The following is a 17,693-nucleotide window of genomic DNA, read 5'->3' as shown; positions in this document are numbered from 1 at the left end:
AAATGATCTGGCACCGCCCCATCCGGATAGAGTTCAACCATTGCGACCCGGCGGGGATCGTCTTCTATCCGCGCTATTTCGAGATGACGAATTCGGTTGCCGAGAACTTTTTCCGGGAGGTGGCGGGCCTGCCCTATGAGGTGATGATGGCCGGCGGCAATGGTGTGCCGCTGGCCCAGGTCACAGCGGAATTCCATGCGCCCTCGCGCCTCGGTGAGGTGCTGGACTGGCAGCTGACCATCAAACGGATCGGCCGCGCCTCGATCACCTGCCATATCGAGGCGCATCATTCCGATGAGAACGGCGCGGGCAGCCACCGTCTGACCGCTGGTCTGACGCTGGTCTATGTTGACGGATCGGGGCAATCCCATCCCTGGCCGGAGGATGTCCGGGCCCGGATCATAGCATTTCAGGAGAAACCATGAGCATTCAGACCCTGCATCCCGAAGGCTGGAAACCCGCAAAAGGCTATGCGAATGGCATGGCCGCCGAGGGCCGGATCGTCGTGACCGGCGGGCTGGTCGGCTGGAATGCGCAATGCGAATTCGAGAGCGATGATTTCGTCGATCAGACCGCGCAGACCCTGCGCAATATCGTCGCGGTGCTGGCCGAAGCCGGCGCCAGGCCCGAACATCTGGTGCGGCTGACCTGGTATATCACCACCAAAGACGAATATCTCGGCGGGCTCAAGCGTCTTGGCGCGCATTACAAAGAGATCATCGGCCGCCACTACCCCGCCATGGCCGTGGTCCAGGTCATCGCCCTGATGGAAGACCGCGCCAAGGTCGAGATCGAGGCCACGGCCGTGATCCCGGCCTGACCATAAGACAGAACATCCCCCGCAAGCTGCGACAAGACAGCGACCAGACATCGGCGGGGCCAACAGGGAGCTAACCTCATGATGGGACCAACGGGCCATCTGGACACTTTCACCCGCGACCGCCTGCCCGCCACAGAGACCTGGCCGGGGCTGGATCTGACGGGTTTTGACTATCCCGAATGGCTGAATGTGGGGGTCGAGCTGACCAACCGCATGGTCGAAAAGGGCTTTGGTGACCATATTGCGCTGATCGGCAATGGCCGCAGCCGCACCTATAAGGAGCTGACCGACTGGACCAACCGCATCGCCCATGCCCTGGTCGAGGATTATGGTCTGAAGCCCGGCAACCGGGTGCTGATCCGGTCTGCCAATAATCCGGCGATGGTGGCCTGCTGGCTTGCGGCAACCAAGGCGGGGGCGGTGGTGGTCAATACCATGCCGATGCTGCGCTCAGGCGAGCTGGCAAAGGTGATCGACAAGGCCGAGATCAGCCATGCGCTTTGCGATACACGGCTGATGGAAGACCTGATCCATTGCAAGAATGACAGTGCTTTTCTTACGACAGTGATCGGCTTTGACGGCACCGCCAATCATGATGCGGAACTGGACCGGATTGCGCTGAAAAAACCCGTCCGATTTGACGCGGTGCAGACCGGGCGCGACGATGTGGCGCTTCTGGGCTTTACCTCGGGGACGACCGGGGACGCGAAGGCGACGATGCATTTCCACCGCGATCTGCTGATCATCGCGGATGGCTATGCAAAGGAAATCCTCAACGTCACGCCCGATGATATCTTCATCGGCAGCCCGCCTCTGGCCTTTACCTTCGGGCTGGGGGGCCTCGCGGTCTTTCCGCTGCGCTTTGGCGCGACGGCGGCGCTGTTGGAACAGGCCAGCCCGCCCAATATGATCGGCATGATCGAAGAGCACCGCGCCACCGTCTGCTTTACCGCGCCGACCGCCTATCGCGTGATGCTGGCCGCGATGGATCAGGGGGCGGATCTTTCCTCGCTGCGCGCGGCGGTTTCGGCGGGCGAGACCCTGCCGGCGCCGGTCTATGAGGAATGGCAGGCAAAGACCGGCAAGCCGATGCTTGACGGCATTGGCGCGACCGAGATGCTGCATATCTTCATCACCAACCGCTTTGACGATCACCGCCCCGGCTGCACCGGCAAGCCCATCACCGGCTATGAGGCGAAGATCGTTGACGAAGACATGAACGAAAAGCCGCGCGGTCAGACCGGGCGCCTTGCGGTGCGCGGCCCGACAGGCTGCCGCTACATGGATGACCCGCGCCAGGAGGTTTATGTCCGGGATGGCTGGAACCTGACCGGCGACACGTTCTGGCAGGATGAAGAGGGCTATTTCCACTTTGCCGCCCGGACCGACGACATCATCCTCTCGGCCGGCTACAATATCGCCGGGCCCGAGGTCGAGGCGGCGCTGCTTTCGCATCCGGCGGTGCAGGAATGCGCGGTGATCGGCGCGCCTGACGCGGATCGTGGCCAGATTGTCGAGGCACATGTGATCCTCGCTCCGGGGCATGAAGGTGATGCGCTGATGATCAGGGCGCTGCAGGACCATGTGAAAAAGGTGATCGCCCCCTATAAATACCCGCGCCGCGTGATCTTTACCGGCGCATTGCCCAAGACCCAGACCGGCAAGATCCAGCGCTTCCAGCTGCGCCAGCCCGCGAAATCCTGAACGGCCACTTTTTCTGTGAAACCGGAGCCTCCCGATGAATGACGTCTTTCTTTGCGCGATGCGCCGCACGCCGATCGGGCGCTATGGCGGCGCGCTGGCCCTGGTGCGGCCCGATGATATGGCGGCGCAGGTGATCGACGGTCTGCTGGCGCTGTATCCGGATCTGACCCCGGATGAGGTGATCTTTGGCTGCGCCAACCAGGCGGGCGAGGACAATCGCAATGTCGCGCGGATGGCGGTTCTGTTGTCAGGACTGGATGTTTCCGTTCCGGGGCTGACGGTGAACCGGCTTTGTGCCTCGGGGATGGATGCGGTGATTGCGGGGGCACGGGCGATCCGGGACGGGGCCGATGTGATCATCGCGGGCGGTGTGGAATCGATGAGTCGGGCGCCTTTCGTGATGCCCAAGGCGGATGCGGCCTTTGCCCGCCAGGCCGAGATCTATGACACGACCATCGGCTGGCGCTTCGTCAATAAGCGGATCGCAAAGGAGTTCGGGATCGAGTCGATGCCCGAGACCGCCGAGAATGTCGCGGAAGACTACGGCATCTCGCGTGAGGATCAGGACATTTACGCTTTGTCGTCGCAGACCCGCTATGATGCAGCCTGGCATGCGGCGGATATCCTTCCGGTGACGATCCGGGGCCGCAAAAGTGACACCGTGGTCAGTGCCGACGAACATCCCCGCGCGACCTCAATTGAAAAGCTCGCTGCCCTGCCGGCACCGTTTCGCGACGGCGGCACGGTGACCGCAGGCAATGCGGCGGGCGTGAATGATGGTGCGGCGGCGGTGCTGCTGGCCTCGGCCAAAGGCGTCAGCACGCTTGGCCTGACGCCTTTGGCGCGGATCGGGCGCGCGGCCTCGGCCGGGGTTGCGCCCCGGATCATGGGAATCGGCCCGATTGCGGCGACAGAGCGCCTGGTCGCACGGGGCGCAAAGCCGCCCGCCGATCAGGATGTGATCGAGCTGAACGAGGCCTTTGCTGCCCAGGTTCTGGCCTGTACCCGGGCCTGGGGGCTCAGCGATGCTGATCCGCGCGTCAACGCCAAAGGCGGCGGCATCAGCATGGGCCATCCGCTCGGCATGTCGGGCGCCCGCATCGTCGCAAACGCGGCAAGACGGCTTGCAGAAACGGGCGGTGCCTCGGCGCTTGCCACGCTTTGCATCGGCGTCGGCCAGGGGGTCGCGGTCGAATTGCTGGCCGTCTGAGGCGCCTAATCCCGGCTGGGCGGCACTTTCCAGTGTTTCGCATAGGCCCTTGAAAAGTAGTTCGGATCGCGAAAACCACAGCGCCAGGCGAGGTCGGCGATCCGCAGCTTTGCCTGGCCCGCGGCCTCGATCAGATCATGAGCGTGATGCAGGCGCCGCAGCAGAAGATGGGCGCGGAAGCTGGTTCCATGACTTTGCAAAAAGCGCTGGAGCTGGCGCGGGCTGAGCTCCATCGCCGCCGCCACCTCTTCCAGCGACAGATCCGCCCGGCCCAGATTGGCGCCGATCAGGAATTTGAACCGCTCGAACGGGGTTTCGGCGCTGCCATTGTTCTTGCCGCCCAGATCGCTGAGCACATGATCCAGCGCGCGAAACAGCATCTGTTTCAGCTCCTGGCTGCGGCCTTCCGGATGGGGGGCGCAGCGCAGAAGGTACCCCGCGACAAAGGCGAGATGATTGACCGAAGGCATGGTGCCCGCCAGCACCCGCACACCCGGGCCAGGGGCCGCATCGCTTTCGATCAGCCCCAGATCACAGCGCCCGCCATCCGGCAGCCCGAGATCAAACGGGCCTGCGGGGGTCAGAAGCGCGATCTGCCCGGCAGGGAGCCAGACCCGTGGCCCGTCGCCTTCCTGCAGCCAGCCGCCCCGGATCAGGCGCAACAGCAGCAGCACCCGCCCGGCAGATCCCGGGGTCGGGGTGAAATGCCAGCTCTGCTCGCCGCCGCCCAGATCCAGCGTCGACAACAGCACATCGCCGATCTCGATGGCCTGGAAATGCCCGTCCTCCGTGGCTGCCTGACGTACCACAGCCCTGGCCTCGATCAGCCTGCCCCAGAGCCCGGCCGCCACCCGCAGCGCCGTCCGAAAGCGCGGCCGCGCGAAATGTCGTCGTGTCAGCCGGTCGGCTGCCCATAGCTGCCCCCCTGCCCCGGAAGCGTGCATCGCCCCGCCCGCCCCTGGTGAAGACCCGGGTGGCGCAGCACTCTGTCGTGAAAATCCAGATGGATGGAACATGGGTCCAGACAAATCCTGAGGCGGGACAAGCTAAACTTACTATTTTCGTCAGCAATGTCTAACCCTGATCGCATACCCCCGATCTTCCCCTGCCTCCTGAAGGGATTTGCCGCCATGCCGACCACAAGTTCGCCCCGTGCCCTTGCCCGCTGTCGCCAGCGGACCGGCGTTGCCGGGCTTTTGCTGACCACCTGCCTGATCACGATTGCCCCGCCCGCCCGGGCGCAAACAGAGGAGCCGGTCTTTCTCGGCACCATCGTCGTCACCGCCAATCGCAGCGAACGCCCGGTTTCTGCGATCCCCGGCGCAGTCCAGGTGATCGGCGAAGACGAGATCACCACCCAGATCGAACAGGGCGGTGACGCAACCAGCCTGCTGGCGCGGCTGGTGCCGGGCTTCAGCTTTGGCAATCAGACGCTTTCTGGCGCGTCCGAGACCTTCCGGGGCCGCAGCCTTCTGGTGATGGTGGATGGCGTGCCACGCAACACGCCCTTGCGCGACAGCTCGCGGACGCTGTCGCTGATCGACCTCGCCTCGGTCGAACGGATCGAGGTGATCGGCGGCGCCTCCTCGCTTTACGGCGCCGGGGCCACCGGGGGCGTGGTCAATTTCATCACCCGGTCGGGCGCCAATGCCGATGGCACCGCGCGGGTGACGGTGGATCTGCGCGCCAAAGCCTTCACGACTGACATCGGTGCCTCAATCGCGCCCGAGCTTTCGGTTCAGGTCGACCAAAAGATCGGTGCCTTTGACTATGCCTTTACCCTGTCCGGCTGGCAAAGCCGCGAGACTTTTGACGGGGCTGGCAATCTTCTGCCCTCGGATCCGATGCTGGGCCAGGGCGGCGGTGACCATACCAAAGCCGCCAATCTGGGTCTGCGCCTTGGCTATGATATCGACGATGCCAAACGGATCGAGCTGAGCTTTGAACAGGTTCGCCTCGACCAGCGGCCGGAATATTTCACCAGCTACACCGTTTCGCCGGTCGCGCCGGATCTGAGCCGCCCCTATTACGGCAAGCCGGTGACCGAGGATTCCAACTATCTGACGCTGCGCTACACCGATCAGGATTTCGCCCTCGGCAAGCTCGCGGTCACCTTTTCCCGCAATGACGTGATGAAGCGGTTTTCGTTCAACGTCTTTGATCCGGTGGTCAATACGCTGGTCTATTACAGCGGCAATCCGGCCGATCCGACCGCCGATTACAACCAGTCGGAACTGGAAAGCCTGCGCAACACGCTCACGGTGGCCATCGACAGCCCGCTGACCATTTTCGGGCGTGAAGCAGGGCTGAGCTGGGGCTTTGAGGCCGGAACGGACGAGACAAGGCAGAATGCAATCAACGGCCAGGCGATTTCGACGCCGCTCGACAGCGACAGCCGGGCGCTCTTTGCGCAGCTGACCCTGCCGGTGAATGACGCGCTGACGCTTTCGGGCGGCATCCGGTACGACCATTACGATCTGACGGTCGGCAATTTCTCCCGCCCGCGCGCCTATTACTACTTTCCGGCCTACCGGGTCGGGCTGGATCTGGCCCCGGTCAGCGTGACCGGCGGTGAATTCACCTTCGAAGAATTCACCGGCAATCTGGGCTTCACCTGGAAACTCAGCGAGGCAACGCAGCTGTTCGGCGGCTGGTCCCAGGGCTATTCGCTGACCGATATCGGCAGCTTTACCCGCCGCGCCGGGATGAATTCGGTGGCCGAGATCTGCACCGCTTACGGCAATGACAACCCGCTGATCGCCGGCGCCTATGGCTGCAGCACCCCCGGAACCTATGCGCTCTCCTATGCCGATATCGGGCCGAAGCCGCAGGTGGTGGACACCTGGGAGATCGGGCTGCGTCACGAGGAAGAGGCCTGGAACGGCCAGATCTCGGCCTGGTATTCGACTTCGGATGAGGGGGTGAATTTCAACCCGGTCACCAATCAGGTCAGCCAGCAGCACGAAGAGATCTGGGGCATCGAGGCCCAGGGCATGTATGCCCTTTCCGACGCGACGGTTCTCGATGGCATGATCGCCTATCGCGAGGGGCGCGTTGACAAAAACGGCGACGGGAATGTCGACGCCTGGATCGGCAATAACCGGATCGGCTCGCCGTTGCGGGCGCGGCTCGGGGTGACGCAGGAGTTCGGGAATGGCTGGCGGGCCCGGGTCGAGGCGCTGCATCTGGCGGGCCGTGACCGCGCGCCGGGCGAGATCGATCTGCAAAGCGTCAACCTGGTCAATGCGAGCGTGTCGAAACAGATCGGGCCGGGGCTGTTCTCGGTCGCGGTCGAAAACCTCTTCGACAAGGGTTACGCCAACCCCACCGCCACCGCCACGCGCAATGTCGACAGCATGGGCCTCGGCCGCACAGTGACCGTCGGATACCGGGTTTCGTTCTGATATGATCCATTTTGGCCGCCATGCGGCGCGGGATATGGCTTCGGCTTTGTCCCTGCGCTTCCAGCCACCTCAGGATATCACCGACAGCGCCGGCTACCTGGCGCTGTTCGACCGGCTCGCCCGCCATGACTGCCCCTTCGTGCTCTATTCCGATCTGAGGGGCTTCCGTCTTGATCACGACGGCGAGGTGGCGCAGAACCAGCTGGCCAAAGCCAGCCGTGCGGCCACCGCCGAGCGGATCCGGGGGCTGGTGCTCGTCACCGATACCCCGACCGAGCGCAAGCGGGCCGCCTTCTCGCAATTCTGGTCTATCCCCGTCGAGGTTTATGATGACCAAAGCATCGCCGAGGCCGCTTTCCTCGCCCTCCATGACCGGCTTTTCGCAGACAGGTGAGACCCTGCCCGGCCCGATGCGCCGCTATGCGGTTCTGGCCGCGCTGTATATCGCGCAGGGGGTGCCGTCCTATGTTGTCGCTGCCGCCGTGCCGCCGATCCTGCGCGAAAACGGGGTGTCGAAAGAAGCGATCGGGATGCTGGCGCTGATCATGCTGCCTTTGGCGCTGAAATTCCTCTGGGCGCCCTGGATCGAACGCTTCAATCCGCTGCGCGCCCTTGGGCCAAGGCGGGGCTGGATCGTGCCGATGCAGCTTGCCACCGCCTTGTGCATCTTCGCCCTCGCGCTGATCGCGCCGACCAATATCCCGGCGCTGTTTGTCATCGGCCTCGCGCTGGCTCTGACAACATCGACCCAGGACATCGCCACTGATGGTTATGCGGTGCTGACCCTGGCGCCACAGGAACGCGCCACCGGCAATGCGATCCAGGGTGGCGCGGTTGCCGCCTCGGTTCTGATCGGCGGCACGGCCAGCCTGTTGATCTACCAGCATTTCGGCTGGCAGGTGACCATGATCATCATGGGCTTTGTCACGCTTCTGCCGCTGATCATCCTGCCATGGATGTATGAGGATCAGGCCCGCCCGGCCCCACGCCGGCGGCCCTCGATCCGGGCCTTCCTCGCCCGCCCCGAAGCGCTCAGCGTCCTCGGCCTTGCGCTCTTCTACCGCGCCTCAGAAGGGCTCGTGAAAGCGATGGAAGGCGCCTATCTCGTCGATGCCGGAATGCCGCTTGACTGGATCGGCTATCTCTCGGGCGCGGCCGCGGCGAGTGTGGGCCTGGGTGGCGCGGCCCTTGCGGCGATCCTGGTAAAGGGTCGCGGCGCACATCAGACGCTGGTGCTTTTGGGCAGCCTGCGCAGCCTGTGTTTTGCGATTTTCACGCTGCATGCCTTCGGCATTCTCGGGGGCCTCTACCCGGTTGGAGCAGCGGCGGTGTTCCAGACCCTGATCCGCTATATGGAAATCGTGGCGCTTTATTCGCTGTTCATGCAGGTCTGTTCCTCGGACCAGCCCGGAACCGATTTCACCCTCCTCGCCTGCGCGCAGATGATCGTCTATCAGTTTGGCGGCGTTGCCTCGGGCTTTATCGCTGCAAAGCTCGGCTATGGTGGCCTTTTCCTGATCGCCACGCTGATCTCGATGGCCGCAACCGCCGGAACGCGCTGGCATGGGGCCAGAAGCGCCCATGTAAGCGTCAGGACGTGAAACCAACCTCGCATGAGGTTCAACACGCTGATAAATAATTTTCTTCCGTCGCGACCCCACAGGACAAGCCGCTTATCGCGATCCCCAAGCCCGGCCATGACCACCTGTTCAAAAGGGCCGAAGCCTAAGGCTCCGCGAAACATGCAGGCGGACCGGGTTACGACAGGCTGATCCTGCGGCAAGACGATGGAGCGAACACTCAGCCGACACCGCCCTCGCGCCTGCCAGATGCGACAAGAATGCCGGCAGCGTCATGGAAAGGTTACAGGCATCAACATCCAGGGCTTCGACGCCGCCCGGACCGGGGATGCCGGCATGGTCCCAGAGCACATCAATCCCGCCCGGCAACACCGCGCCCTCATTGATCAACGAGCGCATTTCTTCGGGTTTCGACAGATCGGCGCGGATCGTATGCAGCCCGCCGCCAGCGCGGGACCGAGCTTCCAGGCCGCCGCCATCAGCGGCACATTCCAGGGCGTAATCGTCGCCACCACGCCGACCGGCACGCGGCTGGTAAAAGCGTGAACCGTATTGTCAAAGGGGATTGTCCGCTCCGAGACCTTGTCGGCCAGCGATGCCCATCAGTGACAGCCATTGTGATGGCCGCCAATATCGGCCCGCGCCGCGCGGATCGCGCGACCGGAATTACGCGATTCCAGCTCTGCCAGCTCGCCCGCCCGCGCCTGATAAAGATCGGCACACCGACGCATCAGCGCGACGCGTTCATGCCTAGGTATCCTGCCCCATGGCCCTTCCAGCGCCAGGCGCGCCGCCGCCACCGCGCGGTCGACATCGCCGCGCCCAGCCCGGGCAACCAAAGCCCAGACCGCACCGGTTGAGGGGTCGATACTTTCAATCAGACCGCCCTCTTCCGGCAGCCCCCATTCGCCACCGATATAAAGCCTGTCGAAACGCAATACTTCGCTATTTGCCGGTGTTACGGGCATCGGGGTCTCTCGTTCTGTTCAGGAAAAGGGCTCGGCCCGCCAGAGATCCCCGGCGGGCCTAGGTCAGGCGCGTTACGGCGCGATCAGCGGGCAGGCCCCATCTTCGGGCGAGCCGATCACGGCGACCGCCTCAGGATAGGCGATCGTCGCCGCATAATCGCCGGCCTCGTTCATCGTCGGCTTGCGCCCGTTGTTCAGTTTGGCAAAGCGCTCGCCAAAGGCGCGGGGCTCTTCATTGCGTTCCCAGCAGAAGCCGGTGGTCAGCAAAAGGCCCTGTGCGGTTTCAAGGCCGGTAGAATGGATGTCCGAAAGGAACATCAGCATCCCGGCGAATCTCTGGCCACCGCCAACCCTGCCGAATTCCGCTACCTGTTTCAGCGTATTGCTGGCATCACCGCCGGTATTCGCCAGCGCGATGACATCGGCACCGCTGCTTTGCGCCTGTAACAGGTAGGATGAGAAATCCGCCGCATTGGTCGGATGCCGCACCTTCAATCTGATCGGGGCGCTGGCGGAAAAGGCAATCTCTCTGAACCCGTCGCGCGTGGAGGCTATTATCCCAGCCCTCGCTGGTGGTGGCCGGGCCACGTTCGCGCCGTCCTGCAACGTCACGAGATGCAGCAGGCGGTTCAGAGATCATCGAGGCCCGGCCAGAACGGCCCGGCCTCTTTCGGGCGCGGGCCAAAGATCGCCTGACCAACCCGAACCACATCGGCCCCCTCTTCTATTGCGATTTCGAAATCGCTGGTCATCCCCATGGAAAGGCGCGAAATCTCCGGATGCAGGGCCTGGGCCTCATCGCGCAACCGGCGCAAAAGCGCAAAGCAGTGCCTGACGCGCACCGGATCGGGGCTGAGAATGGCCAGTGTCATCAGCCCCTGTGGCTTCAGGCGCGCAAAACCATCCAGCTGGCCGAGAAATTCGTGGAGCCTTTCGGGGCTGAGGCCGTATTTGCTCTCCTCACCCGAGGTATTGACCTGGATAAAGACATCCAGGTCGCGCCCCTCGGCATCCAGCCGCCGGTTCAGCTCTGCCGCGAGGCGCAGGCTGTCCAAAGCATGAAATTCGGAAGCAAATCTTACAAGATATTTCACCTTATTGGTCTGAAGATGGCCGATAATGCTCCAGCGGATCGCCAGATCCGACAACGCCGCCTGCTTCTCTCGCGCCTCCTGCAGCTTGTTCTCACCGAAATCGCGGATCCCGGCGGCATGGGCGAGGCGCAGAATATGCGCGGGCAGGGTCTTGGTGACCGGCAAAAGCCGCACTTCGCGCCTGTCACGCCCGGAACGCAGGCAGGCGGCCGCGATCCGGGCCTCTGTATCCGCAAGACCCTGCGCGAATCTCTGCCGCGGATCGGGGCCAAAACGGGCGATATCAGCCGCGCTCAGGTCAGCGCCAGGCTGGGGTGACGGGGCAATGGTCGTCGGCATGGGCATATCTCGCAGACTGGGGGCCGCCCATTCTGGCCCGGAACCGGTGGTGCCGACCCCACCAATTCCGGACAGGTCAGCCGACCAATTCAGGCGCCGTCACGGTCACGCAGCAGGCCATTCAGAATGGCGGCCAGCCTGCGCACACCGCTTTCCAGTTCCGTGGGGGTAAAGGCGGCAAACCCAAGCAGGAATCCCGGCCTCGGCCGTGCGGTCGCATGCAATCCGGTCAGACCGGTGAGACCAAGCCCGGCCTTTGCGGCTGCGTCAATCACCTGGGCCTCTGACAGCGCACAGGTCAGGAGACAGGGCATCTGCAACCCGCCCGCCGGCATCCGCGCCTCGACGAGGCCCGCAAGATGCGTCTCGACCAGCCGCGCCAGAATCCGCAGCCTTTCCGCATAGATCGCACGCATCAGCCGGATATGCGCGCCGAAATGTCCGCCCTGCATGAACCGCGCCAGCACAAGCTGCGGGATCGAGGCGGGGTGACCATCCTGCTGCGTCCGCGCAAGCGTGAAGGGCTGCACCAGATCGGGCGGCAGGATCAGATAGCCAAGCCGCAGCCCGGGAAACAGCGATTTGGTGAAAGTGCCGATATAGATCGTGCGCCCATGCGGATCGAGCCCCTGAACGCAGGCGGTCGGCCGGCCTGTGTAATGGAATTCGCTGTCATAATCATCCTCGATGATCCATCCGCGATGCTCGGCAGCCCAGCCGATCAGGGCAAGGCGGCGCTCCAGCGACAGGGTCGCACCGGTCGGAAACTGGTGCGAAGGGGTCAATGACACCGCCCGCGCCCGGTCCGGCGCCTCGAGCATGCGGTCGACCAGGATGCCCTGGTCATCAAGCGGTACAGGCACAGGCACCGCCCCCGCCGCCGCAAAAGCCTGCCGCGCGCCGTGATAGCCCGGGTCTTCGACGAAAATCCTGTCGCCCGGATCAAGCAGCAGATTGGCTGTCAGCGCCATCGCCTGTTGCGAGCTGGTAAGGATCAGCACCCGATCCGCGGTCGCGCGCGCCCCGCGTTCCAGATTGACATGGTCGGCAATCGCCTGACGCAGCGGCTCTGCCCCCTGTGGGTCGGTCATGATCAGGGCGCTGGTGCCATGATCGCGCAGCACCTGGCGCTCCAGCCGTTCCCAGATCCGGATCGGGAAATTGCGCGTCTCGGGCAGGCCCTGCTGAAAAATCCGCCCCGGCGGGCCGGTATGCGTGCCGCCATTGGCCACAATCGCGGCGCCCCGCGCGCTGAGCCCGCCCGGCGCAGTGACCTCACCCGAAGCCTGCGCCCCCGGGCCTGAGGCGCGGCGCGACACCGGACGCAGATCGCGGATCGCCGCCACGAAACTGCCGCTGCCTACGCGGCGGCGGATGAAACCTTCGGCATGGAGCTGGTTGTAAGCGGCCTCGACCGTATCGCGGGATACCCCGAGCGACACCGCCAGCCCCCGCGTCGCCGGCAGCGGTTTGTCAGCCGCCAGCGCGCCGTCAAGGATCAGCTGACGGATCGCCCGCTGGATGCGGCCATGCAATGGCAGGCCGGCCTGATCAGGATGGAGGAGCCAGGCCTTGACGGTTTCAAGCTGGGAATGGCGGAACAATTGGTCTGCTCCTCTGGCGCATTTCGGAACTCGTATCCTGCCAGCAATGCCACCTGAATGCGAGGCCGAGACGCCGGGATGCGCCATCCCCGGCCAGATTGGCTGGTATCAATTGCAATAATTGGCCGGATCGTTCCGGCCATTTTCGGGCTACTCCCTGAGGCCACTGATCGCAATCCGGAATCCCCCATGTCTGCGCCCATCTCTGCCCCCACAGCCAAAATCGGCGCCCGGGATCTTCTGCATCCGGTCACCGCCGGGCTGATCTCGGTCATCGTCAATTACGGCGGCACTTTCATCCTGGTGTTCCAGGCGGCGCGCATGGCCGGGCTCGACCTCGCACAGACCGCCTCATGGGTTTGGTCGGTTTCTGTGGGGGTGGGCCTGACCGGCCTGTTCCTCAGCTGGCGCTGCCGCGCCCCCGTCATAACCGCCTGGTCAACACCCGGGGCCGCCTTCCTCGTCACAGCACTTGCGAGCGTCAGCTATCCCGAGGCCATCGGCGCCTATATGCTCTCGGCCCTGGGTTTCGTTATTCTGGGCGTCTCGGGTTGTTTCGACCGCCTGATCCGCCTGATCCCCCCTGCCATCGCCGCCGCCCTGCTGGCCGGGATCCTGCTGCAATTCGGGATCGATGCTTTCGGAGGCGCCAGCGTCGACCCGGCCCTGGTTGGCGTGCTGGTCGGCAGCTATCTGATCCTCAGACGCTTTACCGCGCGCTATGCGATTGTGGGGATCCTCGCCATCGGCCTCGCCTGGCTGTTGCTGCGCGGCGAGGTCGGGTTCTCCGGCCTGCAATTCGAGCCGGCCATGCCGCTTTTCACCGCGCCCGTCTTCACCCTGAACGCAGCGCTCAGTGTCGCATTACCTTTGTTCCTGATCACGCTGACCGGGCAATATATGCCAGGGATGCTCGTGCTCAGAAATGATGGCTATACGACAAGTGCCAACCCGATTGTAACGGTTACCGGCCTTGGCTCGCTGGTGATGGCGCCCTTCGGCTCGCATGCCTTCAATGTCGCGGCAATCACGGCGGCCATCGTGACCGGACCCGAAGCGCATGAAGACCCGTCAAAGCGCTGGATCGGCGGCATCGCGGCGGGGCTGTTCTACACGCTGACAGGCGTTTTCGGCCTGGCGCTGGTGGGGGTGTTCATGGCCCTTCCGGCCGGTTTCATCAGCACACTCGCGGGGCTCGCCCTCCTAGGCACCATCGGCAGCAGCCTTGCCACCGCGATGGCAGAGCCGAGGCTCCGCGAGGCGGCGCTGATCACCTTTCTCGCCTCGGCCGCAAATATCCGGATGCTGGGGATTGGCGGCTCGTTCTGGGGCCTGGTGATCGGGCTGATCGCCTGGGCGGTGCTGACGAGGCGGGACCGAAAGCCCGGCTGATCTCACAACCCGCCTTCCGGGGCGCAACCGCCCCTCAGGTCACCCGGCGCAGGATTTCATCCGGCGTGATCGCCTGATCCGGCACCTCTTCGGCCTTGTCGGGCAGCACAGGCGCGCTGGTCTCGATCACCTCGGCCTCTTCGGGGTCCGGCAGACTGACCAATTCCGGCACCGGCGCCGGACGTGTCGCCGCGAATAAAAGCGGCGCGAGGCCGGCACTGGTCGCAGGGCGGCTGCCCTGGATGCCATCGGGTTCGCGCCAGGACAGGGTGTCGAAACCGCTGCACGACGCACAGATCGGCACCCATTGCGCATGAACCGTGCCGCATTTGTCGCAAACCCATTCCGGCCCGCGCGACGCAGCAAGGGCGCGGGCAAGCACTGCGCGCACCTCTTCATCCGGGGCCCCCATGCCGCGTTCTGCCGCCGCCAGGATCGCAAGCGAGCGCTGCGTCGGGTGATCCGCCGGGATGGTCGCAAGTGCCGCTTTCGCGCCGCGGAAATCCTCGGCCCCGAGCAGAAGTTCGGCCTCGGTCAGCCGGCTTTCCTCGTGATCGGGGCGCGATGCCAGCAATGCACGGAAACGCTTCAGACGCTGCTCCGCCGTCTCGGACGGTTCAATCGCCGCGAAAGCCGCCGCCAGATCGGGATGCGGCTGCGCCTCCCAGGCCTTTTTCAGCACCCGGGTCGCGCTTTTGGTATCGCCCTTCGCCACCAGCGCCCGCGCCGCGATCACCGCCGCCGGGATCAGGTCGGGCGAGAGCTTGTTGGCCTCGATCGCCGCTTCACGCGCCTCGATCGTCGAGCCCTCATCCAGCACCGTTTTCGCCTCTTGCAGCGCCAGCAGCGCATCCCGGCGCCGATAGACCGAGCGCGGCAATTCCCCCGAACGCAGCTTTTGCGACAAGGTGCCGCGCGCCCCGGCCCAGTCGCCCCCTTCGGCCTGAAGTTTCAGCAAAACGTCCTGGGTCTCGGAATGTTTCGGCTTCAGGGCCAGCGCCTGTTCCGCAAGTTTCAGCGCGGTTGCGGTATCGCCTGATGCCAGCTTCTGCCGCATCAGCCCACGCACCGCGACAAAGCGCGTCTGTTCATCCGCCAGAAGCGCCTTCCAGGCCTCGGTCGCAGCGCGGCCATCCCCGGCAGCCTCGGCAGCCTGCGCGGTCAGAAGCCGCGTGAGTTCCGGCTTTTGCAGCAGACGCTCGGCAGTACGCGCACGGGCCAGCGCAGTATTCGGCTCGCCCGAGGCCAGCGCAATCAACCCGTCCGAGAGCGCGGCATAGCCACGGCGCTCGCGGTTGCGGTCGAAATAGCGGCTGATCGCGGTCTCGTCGCCGTTGAGAAACCGCAGCACCGCGAACAATAGCCCGACCAGTTTCAGCCCGAGCCAGACCAGCACCACCGCCAGCAAGAGCACAACCAGCGCCGCGAGCGGGTTCAGCGTGAACTCCTGGTCAAAAGCCCAGAGCCGCACCGTCCCGCCTTGTTCGGACATGCCACCGGCGATCACCGCCAGCAGGGTTACCAGACCAAGGAACACCGCAATTTTGACCAGCGACCAGAGCATGATGCCCTCCTTACGGCTTCAGCGCGGCAAGCGCCGCTTCGGCATCAATGCGCGCCTGGGCCTGCAAAACCCAAGGCTCCATCGCGACCTGCCCCTCGGGGGGAAGACCCTTCAATTCGGTCAGCGCGGCAGGCAGATCCCCGGCGATAACCGCCGCTTCGGCGCGCGACAGCACCGCATCGGGATCGGTTCCCGCCTGCGGCGTCAGCGAACGCTGGCCGGTGGTGACGCGCAGCAATGAAAGCGCACGGTCGCCAAAACCGCCCGCCTCATCGGAACGCAGCGAAATATCCAGCGCTTCGCGCGCCGCATCGGGGAAGCTCGCGGCAAGCTGTTGCACGCCAGGCAGACCCTCCGCCGCATGGGCGCCAAGCGCCTCGGGCACCGCTGTCACGCCAAGCGCGGTCAGCGCGTCGGCATAGGGCTGGCCGTTTTTGACCGCCTCATTCAGCGTGATCCAGGCCGCATCCCGCAACGCAGCCTGGCGCGTGGCCTCTGCCGCGCGCTCGGCCTCGGCCGCGACCTCGCCGGCGCGGGCATCCAGTTCGGCGGTGATCTGCTGACGCAGGGCATCGGCATCGATCTGACTACCGGGCTGACTGACAGGCGCATTTTTCAGCGTATCAACCTCGGCTTTCAGCGCCGCAAAGGCCGCAGGCGGGATGGTCCCGTCCGGCAGAGCTTCGGCCTGAGCCCGCACCTGCGCGTCAAGCCCGTCAATCCGCCCGGCCAGCGCGGAAACCTGTTCGCCAACCGCCCGGGCCGCGCTGTCGGCTGCCGCCGCCGCATCGCTTGCCCCCTTGCTCGCGCCCGCAGCGGTCTGCCCCTCTTCGGTCAGCCGCGCCCCGAGCTGTGCAATCTCGGCCCTGATCCCTTCGGCATCGAGATCGGCCCTCAGGCCAAATACGTTGAAATGCGACAGGCCAAACCCCAGGGCCGCAGCGACAACGCCACCCAGAAAAGGCGCAACAAAGCCGCCCCTGCGTGGCGGCGGCGCGCGATGAATGCCCGTAGTCGCATTATCAACGGGCGCAGATTCCGCGGCGGGTTCAACGGCAGACACAGCTTCCGCCGGTGCCGCCTCCTTCGCATCTGGCGAAATGGCTGCGGTGGCTTCGCCCGTCACCCGAGCCGGATCTTCTTCCACTGCCATTCAGGGTCACTCCGTCAGACGCATTCCGATATGCCTGCAAGGTAAGCCCCAGGGCCCCCTCTGTTCAACCCGCCGTCAGCCTGCAAGCGGCGGAAAGCAGCGGGCAATCGCCGCAAGCATCGACGGCCCGTCCGGCCGCGCCGCGACCAGCGCCAGATCGGCCAGCGCCTCTGGCAGAATCACCCGCGCATTCTCGCTGATGACCACCGGCTGCAGATGCGACAAAGGCAGCCCTTCAGCCGCCTCAAGAAAAAGCCGCGCCGAACGCGGCGAAAACAGCGGCAGGATCAGAGGCTCGCCCGACGCAATCGCGGCCCGCGCGCGGGCGGTCAGAGGACAGGCGCGCTGACGGTAGACCACCAGTGATGTGACCCTGCGCCCGAAAGGCATAAGGGCCGCCCCAAGATCTGCCGCCCGGTCCTCGCCATGCAGGTATAACAGCCGGTCCTCCTGCCGCGAGATGATCAGCCGGACAAGATCCCCGGCATCTCCACTCGCCGAAACAGTCTCTAAGCCTGCGTTTTTTGCCACTTCCGCCGTGCGATCCCCGACGCAGATGGCACAGGGCGGCAACTGCGCACCCTCTGCCTGCAAACGTATAGCCGCAAGCGCGCCAGCCTCTGATGTCAGGACCAGCGCCTGGAAATCCCCATCCGGAAAGGCCGGCGCAACAAACTCCGGCAGCATCAGAGGCGAGGCGACCACAAGCGCCCGATCCCCGAAGCTGGCCACAAGTTCGGCGGTGAAGCGGCTGGCCTGAGGTTCCGGTCGGGTGTTGAGGATGATCTGGGACGGCATGCGCCGGGGCCTCTCCGCGCTGGCTGGATTGTCTTCCGGCATTGTCTGATGCCGGGGCGGATG

The 17,693-nt window shown here is 64.7% G+C and carries 15 protein-coding genes and 1 pseudogene; 8 read left to right on the top strand and 8 right to left on the bottom strand.

Features of this window, described 5'->3' with window-relative positions:
• Window positions 1–2: 2 nt before the first annotated feature.
• The 4 genes from BLW25_RS14990 to BLW25_RS14975 all read left to right on the top strand — a co-directional run bounded on the left by BLW25_RS14990 (window position 3) and on the right by BLW25_RS14975 (window position 3,734).
• Complete coding sequence (locus BLW25_RS14990) at window positions 3–425, top strand: acyl-CoA thioesterase (RefSeq protein ID WP_092900429.1); 423 nt, start codon at window positions 3–5, stop codon at window positions 423–425.
• Window positions 422–820, top strand: coding sequence for a RidA family protein (locus BLW25_RS14985; protein ID WP_092900427.1), 399 nt, complete (start codon window positions 422–424; stop codon window positions 818–820). The genes BLW25_RS14990 and BLW25_RS14985 overlap by 4 nt, the downstream gene beginning before the upstream one ends.
• Before the next feature lie 78 nt (window positions 821–898).
• The gene (locus tag BLW25_RS14980) at window positions 899–2,524 is read left to right on the top strand and encodes an AMP-binding protein (RefSeq protein ID WP_092900423.1); all 1,626 of its coding nucleotides are present in this window, start codon (window positions 899–901) and stop codon (window positions 2,522–2,524) included.
• Between the two features lie 34 nt (window positions 2,525–2,558).
• Complete coding sequence (locus BLW25_RS14975) at window positions 2,559–3,734, top strand: acetyl-CoA C-acyltransferase (RefSeq protein ID WP_092900421.1); 1,176 nt, start codon at window positions 2,559–2,561, stop codon at window positions 3,732–3,734.
• A 5-nt stretch (window positions 3,735–3,739) separates the two neighbouring features.
• Here the strand turns inward: BLW25_RS14975 and BLW25_RS14970 are convergent, their stop codons facing one another.
• Window positions 3,740–4,585 carry an AraC family transcriptional regulator gene (locus tag BLW25_RS14970; protein WP_143040522.1) on the bottom strand — a complete coding sequence of 282 codons (846 nt, stop codon included), beginning with the start codon at window positions 4,583–4,585 and terminating at the stop codon, window positions 3,740–3,742.
• 279 nt (window positions 4,586–4,864) lie between these two features.
• Between BLW25_RS14970 and BLW25_RS14965 the strand changes: the two genes are divergently transcribed.
• Genes BLW25_RS14965 through BLW25_RS14955 form a run of 3 tightly spaced genes read left to right on the top strand, consistent with a single transcriptional unit; the run spans window position 4,865 to window position 8,739 of the window.
• Complete coding sequence (locus tag BLW25_RS14965; RefSeq protein ID WP_171909572.1) at window positions 4,865–7,138, top strand: TonB-dependent receptor; 2,274 nt, start codon at window positions 4,865–4,867, stop codon at window positions 7,136–7,138.
• Between the two features lies 1 nt (window position 7,139).
• Window positions 7,140–7,532, top strand: a complete 393-nt coding sequence (locus tag BLW25_RS14960; RefSeq protein ID WP_092900414.1) for a hypothetical protein — start codon at window positions 7,140–7,142, stop codon at window positions 7,530–7,532.
• Entirely contained in the window at window positions 7,468–8,739 is a 1,272-nt protein-coding gene (locus tag BLW25_RS14955) for an MFS transporter (RefSeq protein WP_216279370.1), read from the top strand. The genes BLW25_RS14960 and BLW25_RS14955 overlap by 65 nt, the downstream gene beginning before the upstream one ends.
• Window positions 8,740–9,104: 365 nt before the next feature.
• Here BLW25_RS14955 and BLW25_RS14940 read toward each other — a convergent pair.
• From BLW25_RS14940 to BLW25_RS14925, 4 genes and pseudogenes are all read right to left on the bottom strand, one after another.
• Window positions 9,105–9,686, bottom strand: a pseudogene (locus BLW25_RS14940) (aldehyde dehydrogenase family protein).
• 72 nt (window positions 9,687–9,758) lie between these two features.
• Window positions 9,759–10,274, bottom strand: a complete 516-nt coding sequence (locus BLW25_RS14935; protein WP_290438700.1) for an ABC transporter substrate-binding protein — start codon at window positions 10,272–10,274, stop codon at window positions 9,759–9,761.
• A gap of 41 nt (window positions 10,275–10,315) precedes the next feature.
• Complete coding sequence (locus BLW25_RS14930) at window positions 10,316–11,119, bottom strand: YggS family pyridoxal phosphate-dependent enzyme (RefSeq protein WP_092900389.1); 804 nt, start codon at window positions 11,117–11,119, stop codon at window positions 10,316–10,318.
• A gap of 89 nt (window positions 11,120–11,208) precedes the next feature.
• Window positions 11,209–12,723 carry a MocR-like pyridoxine biosynthesis transcription factor PdxR gene (locus BLW25_RS14925; protein ID WP_092900386.1) on the bottom strand — a complete coding sequence of 505 codons (1,515 nt, stop codon included), beginning with the start codon at window positions 12,721–12,723 and terminating at the stop codon, window positions 11,209–11,211.
• Between the two features lie 189 nt (window positions 12,724–12,912).
• On the opposite strand from BLW25_RS14925, the gene BLW25_RS14920 reads away from it, so the two are divergent.
• Window positions 12,913–14,115 carry a benzoate/H(+) symporter BenE family transporter gene (locus BLW25_RS14920; protein WP_092900384.1) on the top strand — a complete coding sequence of 401 codons (1,203 nt, stop codon included), beginning with the start codon at window positions 12,913–12,915 and terminating at the stop codon, window positions 14,113–14,115.
• Window positions 14,116–14,149: 34 nt separating this feature from the next.
• On the opposite strand, the gene BLW25_RS14915 is transcribed toward BLW25_RS14920, so the two are convergent.
• From BLW25_RS14915 to BLW25_RS14905, 3 genes are all read right to left on the bottom strand, one after another.
• Window positions 14,150–15,679 carry a heme biosynthesis protein HemY gene (locus BLW25_RS14915; protein WP_092900381.1) on the bottom strand — a complete coding sequence of 510 codons (1,530 nt, stop codon included), beginning with the start codon at window positions 15,677–15,679 and terminating at the stop codon, window positions 14,150–14,152.
• 10 nt (window positions 15,680–15,689) lie between these two features.
• On the bottom strand, window positions 15,690–16,832 hold the full coding sequence (locus BLW25_RS14910; RefSeq protein ID WP_092900380.1) for a COG4223 family protein: 1,143 nt from the start codon (window positions 16,830–16,832) through the stop codon (window positions 15,690–15,692).
• A 75-nt stretch (window positions 16,833–16,907) separates the two neighbouring features.
• On the bottom strand, window positions 16,908–17,630 hold the full coding sequence (locus BLW25_RS14905) for a uroporphyrinogen-III synthase (RefSeq protein ID WP_171909570.1): 723 nt from the start codon (window positions 17,628–17,630) through the stop codon (window positions 16,908–16,910).
• Window positions 17,631–17,693 lie beyond the last annotated feature (63 nt).

It is taken from the genome of Rhodobacter sp. 24-YEA-8 (assembly GCF_900105075.1).
GTDB lineage: Bacteria > Pseudomonadota > Alphaproteobacteria > Rhodobacterales > Rhodobacteraceae > Pseudogemmobacter.
Note: the sequence above shows the minus strand (reverse complement) of the source record. Positions and strands in the feature narration are given on the sequence as shown.

Bases quoted from the DNA above. Each gene is read 5' to 3' on its own strand.
- BLW25_RS14910 (WP_092900380.1), bottom strand. From the start codon at position 16,832: ATGGCAGTGGAAGAAGATCCGGCTCGGGTGACGGGCGAAGCCACCGCA.
- BLW25_RS14955 (WP_216279370.1), top strand. From the start codon at position 7,468: ATGACCAAAGCATCGCCGAGGCCGCTTTCCTCGCCCTCCATGACCGGC.
- BLW25_RS14905 (WP_171909570.1), bottom strand. From the start codon at position 17,630: ATGCCGTCCCAGATCATCCTCAACACCCGACCGGAACCTCAGGCCAGC.
- BLW25_RS14915 (WP_092900381.1), bottom strand. From the start codon at position 15,679: ATGCTCTGGTCGCTGGTCAAAATTGCGGTGTTCCTTGGTCTGGTAACC.
- BLW25_RS14975 (WP_092900421.1), top strand. From the start codon at position 2,559: ATGAATGACGTCTTTCTTTGCGCGATGCGCCGCACGCCGATCGGGCGC.
- BLW25_RS14965 (WP_171909572.1), top strand. From the start codon at position 4,865: ATGCCGACCACAAGTTCGCCCCGTGCCCTTGCCCGCTGTCGCCAGCGG.
- BLW25_RS14980 (WP_092900423.1), top strand. From the start codon at position 899: ATGATGGGACCAACGGGCCATCTGGACACTTTCACCCGCGACCGCCTG.
- BLW25_RS14990 (WP_092900429.1), top strand. From the start codon at position 3: ATGATCTGGCACCGCCCCATCCGGATAGAGTTCAACCATTGCGACCCG.
- BLW25_RS14930 (WP_092900389.1), bottom strand. From the start codon at position 11,119: ATGCCGACGACCATTGCCCCGTCACCCCAGCCTGGCGCTGACCTGAGC.
- BLW25_RS14985 (WP_092900427.1), top strand. From the start codon at position 422: ATGAGCATTCAGACCCTGCATCCCGAAGGCTGGAAACCCGCAAAAGGC.
- BLW25_RS14960 (WP_092900414.1), top strand. From the start codon at position 7,140: ATGATCCATTTTGGCCGCCATGCGGCGCGGGATATGGCTTCGGCTTTG.
- BLW25_RS14920 (WP_092900384.1), top strand. From the start codon at position 12,913: ATGTCTGCGCCCATCTCTGCCCCCACAGCCAAAATCGGCGCCCGGGAT.